This window comes from Pseudomonas sp. HP_14 (genome assembly GCF_055283875.1).
The window spans coordinates 83085-96325 of sequence record NZ_JBTOQI010000009.1 but is presented as its reverse complement, the minus strand read 5'-3'; the positions used below and the strand labels follow the sequence as shown (position 1 = coordinate 96325).

The window sequence follows — 13241 nt, the reverse complement described above, 5'->3', positions numbered from 1 at the left end:
TTGAACCTCGACACCCCGCTCGACCTCAAGGGCCATCGCAAGCCTGAGTATTCAACGCATAAAACTCATGCAGCTTTGCCTGCAGCAGCTGTTTGTCCGGCAATTGCGTTTGATACTCAGCCACCATCGCCGGGGACAGCGAGCGATTCAACGCGTACTCCACCACTTCATCTTCCTTGCTGGCGCACAGCAGTACGCCAATTGCCGGGTTTTCGTGGGGTTTGCGCACGTCACGATCCAGTGCCTCAAGGTAAAAGCCAAGCTTGCCCAGGTACTCCGGTTCGAAACGTCCCACCTTCAACTCAAAGGCCACAAGGCAGTTCAGACCCCGATGGAAAAACAGCAAATCCAGCGCGAAATCGCGGCTGCCTACCTGTACCGGATACTGCGAGCCAACAAAGCAAAAGTCTCGCCCCAGCTCACCGAGAAAGTCCTTGAGGCGCTGCACTAATCCTCGATGCAAATCTGCTTCTCCGTGCCCGCTTGGCAAGCCCAGAAACTCGAGCATATAAGCATCTTTGAAGACGCTGAGGACGCCGGGATGAATGTGTGACACCGCTGGTGTCACTTTTGCCGGGCTTAGAATGCTGCGCTCAAACAAGGCTGTTTTCAGATGCCTTTCCAACTCCCGTTTAGACCACTTCTCCTGAATAGCCAGCCGCAAATAAAACTCACGTTCTTCGGCCCGTTTGCTCTGGCTGAGGATGATCAGGTTATGGGTCCAGGGTATTTGTCTCACCAGTGGTGAGACTTTTTCGTCATCCCGATAGGCCTCGTAAAACTGGCGCATTCGGAACAGGTTAGGCCGGGTAAAACCCCGCAGCCCAGGCTGACTTTTCGCCAGATAAATCGCCAGTTGAGCAACGACGCCTTCACCCCATTGCGCGTTATCAATCTTGTCACTGATGTAAGCCCCTACTTGCCAATACAGCTGGATCAACTGCGTATTAACGGTCTGCAGCGTGGTTTGCTTGGCCGAGTTGATCAGTTGCGCGATCTCAGCGAAACCGCTTTCAAGAGAGCCATCAACAGACGCGATTTGCTTGCTCATTTCAGAAGTCCTGCGGGCGAAAAGGACGCGCAAGATAGGGGGCGAATCGCAGGCTGTCGAACAGCCAAAACCGCTGGCAAGCGGCTGTCTGGTCACATCGCGAAGGTGGCAGAGTTTTCAAAAACGTCCGTGGATCAAGGCTTGTAGCCAAGTAACCCACGGTGGCCTACACCCACCCATGAAACACCCTACGACGCCTCCGAACGATGCTGATAAATAAACCAGCGGTTTCTGATCACGGATAGCGCCCTGTAGGAGTGAGCTTGCTCGCGATGGCGCCAGCCCAGCCGCCGAATTCCATCACAGACAAACACCCCCTGTAATAACCACGGTCACGGCAATCTACCTTCCTCGCAACAACCTCAGCCCCGCCAAACCGCCCGCCACCACGACAACAGCCCCTTACCCCGCACCGAATCCTCCGGCAACTGCCCATGCGGCAACAGCCTCGGCATATCCCGCAACCTGATCCACGGCTCACTGCGCCAGTTCAACAGACACACCGACAACTCCGGCCATTGCAGCAGACTCAAACTCGGCGCGTTGTCATTGCGCGGCACACCATCACGCACGCAAGGCACCACCTCATTAGTAATCCAGCGCCGCAACGCGCGCTTCTCCGCATGACAGTGATACACCAGCATCTCGTAGATACCCGACTCACTCACCATCAACTCCTCCTCAGCCCCGTAATGAGCACCGAGCAACACCATACGACGCTGATCCTCATCCAGCTTGCGTGTTGTGCGCTCATTCAATGGCCAGCTCATCAACCGACCGAAGTCTCGGGCACAGAACCAGACCTGGGATTCAAGCAGGACCGTGCGCAGTGGGCGGTGATGGCGGTGGAAGGTGGTGGGGATTAGGGCTTCGGGGGTGGGTTGCCTGGGAGGTTGGGTGGAGTCGAGGTTTGGCATCTGGTGATCTCTGCTGTGCACTTTTTGTAAGAAAGGTGTCGGGAGTTAAGAAACCTCACAGCAGAAAAGGCCGGACTTATTCCCCTTGCGGGTCTTGTATTGGTCCACTCCCGACATGACAGAGATTTTAGGACGTGCAGCCGTGAGCCGCAGGTACAAATAGTCCGCATTTTATCGGGAGCGGTCAGGCCGCTGCTGTGAGTCTCTTTGTGCGTTTCTTAGGCGCGGTGCAAGGGTAGGGGGTGGTAGCGGGGTGGACAAGGAGCAAAGCTGTAGGGCATTTCTGAAAATTTTCAGCGCTGATCGCGGTAGCGCTTTACCCATACTGGCCATCTGGCTATGGTGTCGGAATCTTCCTACAAGGATGTTCCCAGATGTCGTCGCTCAATCAAATTTTCTTTGGCCCACCTGGCACGGGGAAAACCTACGCAACCATTGAGGCGACGCTGGAAATTCTTGATCGACCCTATCTCGACAAGCACAGAGATAGCCGCAAAGTGCTAAGTAAGCGCTTTAGAGAACTTCTCGCCGCTGGTGACGTGCGATTTGTAACGTTTCATCAGAGCTTCAGTTATGAGGATTTTGTTGAAGGGTTGCGGGCTGTCACGGGACCTAAGGGCCAGATTAGTTATGAGGTGGTTCCGGGCGTTTTCAGAGCGCTTTGTGAACCAGTGAAAAAGAAGTCTACGAGATCAGTAAAGAGAAAAGTGCTAGCTTTTAAACCCGGTGATACATACGGTACTGGCTACAAAGTTACTCGAGCTACTGCTGATGTCGTTGAGATACAAAAGCCTCAGGGGAAGAAATTCGAAATTGGGATGAGCCTTCTAAATGGCTTATCTGATTACGTGAAGGCGGGCGATATAACTATCGATGATCTGCGCAACGGTCAGTGGGACAAGAAAATTTCTGGTTCTACGCTTGAGCCGTATCTGGTTAATGGCTACAAAAATTTGATCCCCGCCTTGGTTTCTCAGTTAGCTGCTCATATAGGTAAAGTCTCTGATGTAGTTGAGCCGAATGCGACTGAAGAGGCTAGCGCCAAAGTCCTTATCATCGACGAAATCAATCGCGGCAATATTTCCCGTATCTTCGGCGAACTTATTACCCTTATCGAACCGTCCAAGCGTGCGGGTGCGGCTGAAGCGTTAGAAGTCACGTTGCCCTATTCGAAGGAGCGATTCAGCGTTCCTAGTAATGTTCACTTGATCGGCACGATGAACACAGCCGACCGTTCGTTGGCTGCACTGGACATCGCTCTTCGCCGACGCTTCACGTTTATCGAAGTGCCGCCTCGTCCGGAGTTATTAGCAGGGGTGGAGGTAGAAGGCGTTGCTATCGATGAACTGCTCAAGGTGATGAATCAGCGTATTGCGGTGCTGCTTGATCGGGAACACTGCCTGGGGCACGCATACTTTATGGAGCTTACGTCTAAGTCCTCCCTGGAGGATTTAGAGGATATTTTCAGCAAGCAAATATTGCCGTTGTTGCAGGAGTATTTCTTCGAAGATTGGCAGCGTATCCAGTGGGTACTCAATGATCAGCGCAAAGCCGTTGAAAATCGCTTCCTGATCCAGCCAAACCAAGACATCAGCGCCCTATTTGGTGAGTCGGCCACGGTCAGCTCTAACAATGAGCGGTGGGAACTTAACCTTGCTGCCTTTGAGCGCGTTGAGGCTTACCTAGGAGTTATCGACCATACAAAACAACTGGCTCAGTCGCCTGTTGTGAAGGAAGCGAGCGAGGACGGTGTGACGGTACGGCTTCTCGCATCAGGTACTGTTGAGGTTTTTCGAGACGGGCGACGTGTTACGGCAATGCCGGTACTGCGAGAGTTGGCAACGAAGTACGAGATACCTATTGAGTTCGGTTCGGGCTCAAAGCTCAATACCCGGCACTTAGGTGCAAGAGTTATCAAAGCCTTGACTGGTCACAAAGGGTGAAAACCAACCTGACGGTTCGAGAATATGCCCGGCTAACAACCAGTCATGTTCCCAACCCAACCCTTGATGTGGCCCAAGTCTCAACTTCGGCCTTCGATTGGCTGTGCGAGCAAAGCTCGACGTTTAGCAAAGCCGGTGCAGCGCTGGTTCAGATCGAAGGCCGCCAGCTACTCAAGCTCGACAACTATGTGGGCGCGTTGGAAACACCCTGTGGCACGCGCATCGAAATCCTGCCTAAGCATTTTGAGGAAGGCGACTGCATCCAGCAGAGCCGAGCATTGCTCAGGCGTATGATTCAAAAATCTCTAAATCTTCCCACTCGCGAGGTCGGCGCCACCGCACTGCAACGCTTCGATGCGCCACTGACCGAATGGGTCATAAGCAGCTTTCTCGGAGCGCTTGATCACCTGATCAAGCGTGGCCTGCGTTTCGACTACCAACGAGTTGAGGAAGAGCAGCGCTACCTACGTGGGCAACTCAACACTGCCCGACAAATGCGTCAGCCACCTGGGCGACAACACCACTTCCAGATTCGCCACGACATATTCCTTCCCGACCGCTCCGAGAATCGCCTACTCAAAACGGCGTTGGATATCGTTTGCCAAACAACCCAAGACCCGAGCAATTGGCGCTTGTCTCACGAATTGCGGTCAATACTGCTAGAAATCCCCATCAGCTGTGATACGACCCAAGACTTCAAGCAGTGGCGTAACGATCGGCTGATGGCTCACTACCAACCAGTCAAAACCTGGTGCGAGCTGATTATTCAGCAACAAACACCGCTAGCGATTGCGGGTGAATGGCAGGGTATGAGTTTGCTGTTCCCAATGGAGAAGCTCTTCGAGTGTTATGTCGCCGCTTGCCTGAAGGATTCCCTACCCAAAGATGCAACCCTGCACGTTGAGCGTAAAACCGAATACCTCTGCGAGCACAAGGACAAGAAAGTGTTCCAGCTACGGCCTGACATGATGATCACGCAGGGGGATAAAAGCTGGGTATTGGATACGAAATGGAAACGCTTAGATGCCGGGGCAGGTAGCAAAAACTATGGTCTGAGCCAATCTGATTTCTATCAGCTTTTTGCCTATGGCCATAAATACCTTGGAGGGCAAGGAGATCTGGTGCTGATCTACCCTAGTCAGGCAGCGTTACATGAGGCATTACCATTTTTTGAGTTTTCTGAGGGGTTGAGGTTATGGGTGATGACTTTTGATTTGAATGCACAGCGATTAACTTCGGTGGATAATTTAGGAATCAGTGTGGAGAACTCTTTGTACGATTGTATATAGTGTCGCGATTATATGTTTCCTAGTAGCTTGTGCAGTACGTCGTATAAGGCTTTAGAGATTAAAATTAATATGATTGCTGAGGGATCGAGCGATGAGTGCAGAGTTACAGCAGGCTAAGCAGAGAATTCAAGATGGTGAGAGTCAGAAGTTAATTGATGATATTATAAATAAGCTTGGGATGGGGGAAGTGTCCGAGGCAACACTTTCTACGGATGAAAAAGTTTTAGCTCGAGTTACCGATGGTATATACAGGCAACCTTCTTCGGCTATCCGAGAACTAATATCAAACGCATATGACGCAGACGCTACCAATGTCTGGATCGATACTGATGTTCCTAAGTTTGAAAATATGACCATTCGAGACGATGGTAATGGAATGTCTGTAGAGATTTTGACAAACCTTATTCATCATATTGGTGGGAGCGCTAAACGAAGTGGCGAGGAAAAAAAAGCTGCATTAGGTGTTACTTCCGTCGAAGATTCTACTCTCAGTCCGAACAAAAAAAGAAAAGTGATAGGGAAGATTGGTATAGGTCTTTTTAGTGTTGCACAGCTTACTAGGCATTTTTCCATTGTTACCAAGCAAGTAGGTACAAACTATTATTTGATTGCTGATATAGTTCTTAATAACTATTCTGAGCAGGTTGTTGCGAAGCAAGAGGAGCGTGGCAAAGGATTCGATACTGGACTTGTTAGGATTAGGACGGAAATAACTGATAATATTAGCGCTCACGGAACTGATATTATATTAAAGAACATAAAGAAAAGTGCCAGGGATCAATTAAAGAGTGTCGATATTTGGCTGCAAGAAAGTGCGGAGCTTGAGGAGAAAAAGGAACTCAAGGTCAAGAAGCAGTTTCATATAGGTTGCACAAATCAAGATGATAAAGATCTAATTGAGGTTAAGCCAAGTCTGCCATGGCTTGATGGTGATTTGGCAGATGTTAAGTTTATGAAACTTTACAATGCAATGATCAGTCGCTCAGCTAAAACAGTCTCCCCGAAGTTGGAAGATGATTTAGATAGCTATTTGAGTATGCTCTGGAGTCTCGGTCTGTCAGTTCCAGTGGATTACATTGATAAGCATCCATTTCTATTGACGGGCGAGCAGTTTCCAGTCGTATACCATCTAAATAACTCGCCAAAAAGTAAAGCTGAAAAAGTCGAGTTGAATGTCAACGAAACTATAAAGGATAAATTTTCATTTTCAACAAATACATTGCCGATAGGGTTTAATGTTTTTATTGATGGCGTTCAGCTGTTTCGCCCTGTGAAGTTTACCGATCTTCCTGCAACTGGAGCTGTAGTGAAAGACCCAATCCTTTTCTTAGGTGGGGCTAATCCAGATATGGCGAAATTTGGCGAGACTATCAGTGGCGGAAACTTAGCTTTTGAGGCCTATATTCTTTGGTGTCCGAAAGTAATTCCTAAAGAGCATAACGGTGTATTGCTAAGAATAAATAACGCTACTGGGGTGTTGTTTGATTCTACCTTTATGAAGTATCAAGTTGCTGAGCATGTTATCAAGGGGCAGTTAACTATCGAAGTTTTTGTTCGCGAGGGATTGGATTCAGCATTGAATATCGATAGGGAGTCTTTCAATATTGCGCACCCTCATTACCAGATAATAATGCGATGGCTTCATGATGCGATGCGCAAGGTGGTAGCTAAGTATAAAGAGGTTAAGAGGGAGAAGGCGGCAGTATCTAGAATTCATAAAGGTATCGCGTTTGGAAAGGTAGTAGAGAAAGTTGTTTCTGATGTTGCGATATTTCGTGGTAAGGAACGTGACGATATCAGATCTGTTTCAATTACCGTTAAGCCTGAAAAAGCGATTGATAGTTATTATATTAACTCTACTCGATTTCAAAATTGGGCCGGAGTGACGAAGACCAGTACTGAGCAAGAGTCAGGGCTTCAGGAGAAGGTTAAAGCCATTATTCAAACTTTGGATGCATTTGATTTGCTTGAATCACTGCTTGATGAAGAGCGTGATGCGTTGTTTGAGGCAATTTCCAAAATCGTGAGCGCTTAGGATGAGCATAATGACCATTTCAACTGAAGAGTTTGTTCCTGATTTTGAAGATTTTGGCCTAGATCAAAGCGAAACCGAACATGCCGCTGATGCTCATCCGGATAGTGTAGTCGGAGAGCGCGTAGGCGATTTTTTGCCATGGCACAAGCCTAGGAAGCAATGGATACGTGATCGGCAATGGTGGGGGCAGATCGAAAGGCACATATTACCTAGTATGCCTGGTACAAATAATGTACGTTATTTTGGTTTGCCTGGAGCTGATCTTTTAGATGTTATGTTTCTCCAGCAAAAGCTTTCAGTATTTGAGAAAAACGTTTTTGTCATGGGGTTGATCAATGGCGATAATGACTGGGAGAGTGCTCAGAAGCAGCTTAGTAAAGCACTGGATTCTACAGGGCTACATAAAGATTCAAGAGTCGAAAAGCTTGATTTTGATCATCTTGAAAACTCTGCATCCTTAGCATATCAAAAAATGTTAAAATTTGGCAATTTTGATGTGGTTAACCTTGATTTTTGCGGGAATATAATTGCACCATCTTTAAGATCTAGACGTTTGGATGCTATTCAAAATTTATTGCAATATCAGTTTCAGGTGGTACCAAATAAATGGCTTCTGTTTCTCACGACTAGAACCTCAAAATCTAGTTCGTGCTTAGAAACCTTTGAGAAATTAGTTTGCTCTTTGGAGTCAAACTTAACAGTGAATGAATTTTCGGATGCTTTTAAGAGTCTTTATGGTGATCTGACTACGGATAGTGCGCGCACTGATGAAAAGAGTGAGAAGGCAGATCAGGATTTTATAGATATATATATCCTGAGTGTGTTCAAGTTTATTGTTGCTTGTTCCTTTTCGCAAAGTTTTAAGATAAAACTGGATAGCTGTGTTAAATATCATATTGACGGTGAGGATGCGGATAGCGACATGGTGTCTATCTCTCTCGTGTTCACTAGGATTTTGTTCCTGCCGGACGGGCGCACTGCCGAACCGGATTTGAGTGAGCCGATATTGGCTGTTCGAGGCTTGAATAAGCTAAGGAACATGCGAAGCGTTGATGAGATAATAACAGAAGATATTGCTTGCTACGTTTCATGTGTTCGTCAAAAAATGAGTCTCTTGAGCCAGGCAGGCAGAGGTGTCGAAGACTACTTCGATAAAATGTGTTTAAAGGATATTGCTGCTTTGGGGGTGGGTGCTGACGATCTTAAAGCTATGATTGCAGCTAGTTAGTGGTTTTTGTATAAGGCGAATGCGACATGCATTCGCCTTTTTCTCTATAGGCGGCTAAGTTTTTGAAGGACGGTGTTCCATGTGAATTTGCGGTTAGATAGAGGATGTCGCATAGTGGTTAGGCAGCGTATTAATATTGTGCTCTAAAATGAATGAAAGTTGAGATATCTCCTACCTCGATAGTGCAGGAGCTGCCTATCTTTTCCACTGATCCCTTTGCTAGCAAGGCTGCTTGCGTTAAGATATTCACTTAAATTATTAATAAGTCATGCGTCTTGGCTTTTGTTTTTTTGTCAAGTTTTTTGTTTTGAGGTTGCTTGCCCATGCGCTTTATAGATGTCTTTGCAGGCTGTGGCGGACTGTCGCTCGGATTGCTCAAAGCGGGGTGTACGGGCGTGGTTGCAATCGAGAAGAACCCCATGGCCTTTGAAACGTTACGACATAACCTGATCGACGGCGCACGCTATCAGTTTGAATGGCCCGATTGGTTACCTACACAGGCGATGAGCTGTGAGAATTTTCTAGGTAATTACAAAGCACGTATTTCCGAGATGAGGGGTACTATCGATTTGATGGTCGGGGGGCCTCCTTGTCAGGGTTTCTCCAATGCTGGACGACGAGACCCCAATGATCCTCGTAACAAAATGGCTGAGCATTATCTAGGCCTTGTGAAGCTGATCAGGCCCAGTTACATAGTGATCGAAAATGTAAGTGGATTTAATAGTCCCTTCACTAAAGCTTTAGGTTCAGAAAACCCTGAAAAAACTTCTCAATCTCAAACATATGCTGATTTTATTTCAAATCGTCTTTCTGCAATTGGATACAAAGTGTCTAGAGGAAAAGTTAATTGCTCAGATTTTGGTGTTCCTCAAAATAGACACAGATATTTGATAATGGCGTCTCTACTTGATGATGCGCTCTTTGAGAAGCTAAGTATAAGTAAGTTGGAGTTTAAGCTTTCGAAAGGGCTGAGTTTGTTACGAGACTCAACCTCGCACGAAGCATTGGCGGATTTGGAGATTGAATCTAAAGAGCTAGTTTCTAATACTGATTCTGGTCGTCCTGGGTTTAAGGAGTTGGCTTATATTCAGCCTGATATTCTGTCTCCATATTTGAGGTTGATGCGTGACGGGTACGATGCCTCCCCTAATAGTATGCGGCTTCCAAATCATAAGCCAAAAACTATTGATCAGTTTCGGAAGGTTATGTCTGTATCTACACCTGGGAAATCATTGTCTAAAGCTCTGCGTGATGAATTGGGCATGAAAAAGCATGCCATAACAGTTTTGGACAGGAACTCTCCGGCGCCAACAATTACCACTCTTCCTGATGACGTTATTCACTATAGTGAATGTAGAATACTAACTGCTCGTGAAAATGCTCGTTTGCAGTCATTTCCTGATTGGTATGAGTTTACTGGAAAGTATACGACTGGAGGGCAAGCAAGGAAGTTAGATTGTCCTCGTTATACGCAGATTGGTAATGCTGTTCCGCCTCTTCTTTCAGAGGCGATTGGGGTGTTGCTTAGGGCGCAATTAGAGCAGAATGTTTGGGCTGAAAACGCCGCAGAGGATAATGCAGATATGCATTTATAGTTGTAACTTCACTTTGTGATTCAGTGAGTGCTCTGCGCTTTGGGCTAGTAATTTGCCGAGGTTCATAAGTAAAGCGTTTTTAATATATGGAAGCATAGACCAAAAGTTAAATAGTCCCTGTTTGTCCTCAGATATCTAGACGTTAACCCAGAGCAGCACTGCCCCGCCTGCAATAAAAAAGGGCCACCTTCTCAGGCAGCCCTTTCATTTGAAGCTTGTCAGTTCGGGATCAAATCAATCCCAGCTCAACGCCCCACCAGTCTGATACTCAATAACCCGAGTCTCGAAGAAGTTCTTCTCTTTCTTCAAGTCCATGATCTCGCTCATCCATGGGAATGGGTTAGTGGTGCCTGGGTACTCTTCTTTCAAACCAATCTGGCTCAGGCGACGGTTAGCGATGAACTTGAGGTAGTCCTCCATCATCGCGGCGTTCATGCCCAGTACGCCGCGCGGCATGGTGTCGCGTGCGTATTCGATTTCGAGCTGGGTGCCTTGCAGGATCATCTGGCTGGCTTCTTCCTTCATTTCGGCGTCCCACAGGTGTGGGTTTTCGATTTTGATCTGGTTGATCACGTCGATGCCGAAGTTCAGGTGCATGGATTCGTCGCGCAGGATGTATTGGAACTGCTCGGCGACGCCGGTCATTTTGTTGCGACGGCCCATGGACAGGATCTGGGTGAAGCCGCAGTAGAAGAAGATGCCTTCCAGTACGCAGTAGTAGGCGATCAGGTTGCGCAGCAGCTCTTTGTCGGTTTCGACGGTGCCGGTTTCGAACTTCGGATCGGAGATCGAACGGGTGTATTTCAGGCCCCAGGCGGCTTTTTTCGCGACCGATGGAATCTCGTGGTACATGTTGAAGATCTCGCCTTCATCCATGGCCAGCGATTCGATGCAGTACTGGTAAGCGTGGGTGTGGATCGCTTCTTCGAAGGCCTGGCGCAGGATGTACTGGCGGCACTCCGGGTTGGTGATCAGGCGGTACACGGCCAGTACGAGGTTGTTGGCAACCAGGGAGTCGGCGGTGGAGAAGAAGCCCAGGTTGCGCATGACGATGCGGCGCTCGTCGTCGGTCAGGCCTTGTGGGTCTTTCCACAGGGCGATGTCGGCGGTCATGTTGACTTCTTGCGGCATCCAGTGGTTTGCGCAACCGTCCAGGTACTTCTGCCACGCCCAGTCGTACTTGAATGGCACGAGCTGGTTAAGGTCGGCGCGGCAGTTGATCATCATTTTTTCGTCAACGGCAACGCGGGCGCTGGCGCCTTCGAGTTCAGCCAGGCCTTCGGCGACGTCCAGTGCGTCCAGTGCTTTTTTGGCACGGATCAGGGCAGGGGAGTCTTTTTCGGTAACGGCGCGAGCTTCGGTGGCTGCGGCGCCACCGGCGCTGTCGAGGCGGTCCATGTTGGCTTCGTTAGCGTGACCGGCGTTGGTTGCTTTGGTGGCTACTTCGCCGTCTTCTTTATCGAATTCGTCCCAGCTCAGCATGGTGGAAGCTCCTGAATTTCAAAGGATGTAGTGCCTGCGTCGAGTGGATGACGCTGGCAACGGAATTTTCGGGTATTACTCAGGATCGACCTGATGGTGGTGCAGCGGGTCGATCAATGGATTTGCTGCCGCGGCTGTGGGCCTTACAGGCGAGCAAAACGGGGACTCAAGGTGGCTTTCAGGCAAGACAGCATTGCGTGTGCAAAGGGTCATTTGAGTACCTTGGAGCGAGCGCGGGATTATACAGATTTCGCCCGACACTTGTTCATCCGTGACTGCGTTTGAGGAAGGATTTTCGCTTTTTTCTTTTGCATTTGCGGGTTCATTCTCAGCGGAGAAGGTATGGCCGTAAATGCGGCGGAAATCCCTTATGTAGTGTTTTTCATATTTCGAAACACAGCATATAGGTCATGAGGGTGTCCGGCAACGTGTCGTTGCGACGCATTTGCGGTATGGGATTCTGGCTTGACGGGGGTCAATGTTTCTCTATGCCTTGGATAGCGGGGGCTGTGGCGGGGAGCGGCTTCGCGGTGAAGATTTTTAGGTGACCAACGGTTGGTCGGAGGGGAGGTTGGCTTGTGGGTAATATTTGGTCTTGTTCAGGGTTTGATGGTGGGCAGGTAGTTGTGGGAGCTGAGCTTGCTCGCGATGGTAGCGCTGCGGTCTGAAGTTGTACCGCGTTATCGTTTATCGCGGGCAAGCCCGGCTCCCACAGGGGGCGTGCCGGGGCGGACTTGGGTTAGCCGACTTTGAAGAACGCCACTTTCTGAGTGAGGCGGTCTGCCAGTTTTGCCAGTTCGTGGCTTGCGGTGGCGACTTGTTTTGATCCGCTTGCGGACTGCACAGTTGAGCCGTGGATGCGGTTGATGTTGATGGCGACTTCTTCGGCCACGCTGTTTTGCTGCACCGATGCGCTGGCGATTTGTGCATTCATGCGGTTGATGGCGCCCACTTCCTGACTGATCTTGGAAAGCGCGCCTTGTGCGTTGCGTGTTTGCTCGACGGTGCGGCCGACCAGCTCGCAGTTGTCACGCATGGTTTGCGCGGCGGTTTCAGTGCCGCTTTGCAGGGTGCTGATCATGTCGCGGATGTCTTGGGTCGAGCGCTGGGTGCGGTTGGCCAGCGAGCGCACTTCATCGGCGACCACCGCAAAGCCTCGGCCGTGCTCGCCAGCGCGCGCCGCTTCAATGGCTGCGTTGAGGGCCAGCAGGTTGGTTTGGGTGGCGATGGAGTTGATCACGTCGATCACGCTCTCAATCTCTTCACTTTGTTTGGATACCCGCTCCACGGTCAGGGTGGTTTCCGCCAGTGAGGTGGCCAGGTGTTCGATCGCCAGGGTGGTGTCGGCGACCAACTGGTTACCGCTGGCCACTTCGCCATCGGCCAAACGCGTTGCGTCAGCGGCTTGAGACGCATAACCGGTGACTTCGTTGACGGTGGCTGCCATTTGCGTGATGGCGGTGGCGACTTGTTCTGCTTCACGGGTTTGCAGGTTTATCTGGTCGTTGTTGGTGATCGACGTGGCGGACAACAGCGTGGACGACTGGTTGACTTCCTGAGCGGCCATGCGCACTTGGGTAATGGTGTCGGACAGGCGGCTGAGGGCTGTTTTCAGCACACCCATCACGCTGTCGGGGTAGGGCGTGACGATGCTTTGTTGCAGGTCGCCCGCTGCCAAACGTTGGATAGCCTGAGCCACTT

Annotated in this window: 9 protein-coding genes; 5 read left to right on the top strand and 4 right to left on the bottom strand. The window is 49.4% G+C overall.

Annotated features, from left to right (window positions below; all coding sequences use genetic code 11):
- Positions 1-25: 25 nt before the first annotated feature.
- Together ACYASS_RS08720 and ACYASS_RS08715 are read right to left on the bottom strand one after the other, a co-directional pair.
- Complete coding sequence (locus ACYASS_RS08720) at positions 26-1051, bottom strand: PDDEXK nuclease domain-containing protein (protein WP_463585828.1); 1026 nt, start codon at positions 1049-1051, stop codon at positions 26-28.
- 362 nt (positions 1052-1413) lie between these two features.
- Positions 1414-1968 (bottom strand): BRO-N domain-containing protein, encoded by a 555-nt coding sequence (locus ACYASS_RS08715; RefSeq protein ID WP_463585827.1) that lies wholly within the window; start codon positions 1966-1968, stop codon positions 1414-1416.
- 374 nt (positions 1969-2342) lie between these two features.
- On the opposite strand from ACYASS_RS08715, the gene ACYASS_RS08710 reads away from it, so the two are divergent.
- The 5 genes from ACYASS_RS08710 to ACYASS_RS08690 all read left to right on the top strand — a co-directional run bounded on the left by ACYASS_RS08710 (position 2343) and on the right by ACYASS_RS08690 (position 10058).
- Positions 2343-3911 carry an McrB family protein gene (locus tag ACYASS_RS08710; protein ID WP_463585826.1) on the top strand — a complete coding sequence of 523 codons (1569 nt, stop codon included), beginning with the start codon at positions 2343-2345 and terminating at the stop codon, positions 3909-3911.
- Positions 3908-5200 carry an McrC family protein gene (locus ACYASS_RS08705; protein WP_463585825.1) on the top strand — a complete coding sequence of 431 codons (1293 nt, stop codon included), beginning with the start codon at positions 3908-3910 and terminating at the stop codon, positions 5198-5200. The genes ACYASS_RS08710 and ACYASS_RS08705 overlap by 4 nt, the downstream gene beginning before the upstream one ends.
- A 91-nt stretch (positions 5201-5291) precedes the next feature.
- Positions 5292-7235 carry an ATP-binding protein gene (locus ACYASS_RS08700; protein ID WP_463585824.1) on the top strand — a complete coding sequence of 648 codons (1944 nt, stop codon included), beginning with the start codon at positions 5292-5294 and terminating at the stop codon, positions 7233-7235.
- Between the two features lie 10 nt (positions 7236-7245).
- Positions 7246-8463, top strand: a complete 1218-nt coding sequence (locus ACYASS_RS08695; protein WP_463585823.1) for a PP_RS20740 family protein — start codon at positions 7246-7248, stop codon at positions 8461-8463.
- Between the two features lie 323 nt (positions 8464-8786).
- Entirely contained in the window at positions 8787-10058 is a 1272-nt protein-coding gene (locus tag ACYASS_RS08690) for a DNA cytosine methyltransferase (RefSeq protein ID WP_463585822.1), read from the top strand.
- 234 nt (positions 10059-10292) lie between these two features.
- On the opposite strand, the gene ACYASS_RS08685 is transcribed toward ACYASS_RS08690, so the two are convergent.
- Together ACYASS_RS08685 and ACYASS_RS08680 are read right to left on the bottom strand one after the other, a co-directional pair.
- Positions 10293-11540 (bottom strand): ribonucleotide-diphosphate reductase subunit beta, encoded by a 1248-nt coding sequence (locus ACYASS_RS08685; protein ID WP_087272475.1) that lies wholly within the window; start codon positions 11538-11540, stop codon positions 10293-10295.
- A gap of 739 nt (positions 11541-12279) precedes the next feature.
- Positions 12280-12987, bottom strand: coding sequence for a methyl-accepting chemotaxis protein (locus tag ACYASS_RS08680; RefSeq protein WP_463585876.1), 708 nt, complete (start codon positions 12985-12987; stop codon positions 12280-12282).
- Between the last annotated feature and the right edge of the window lie 254 nt (positions 12988-13241).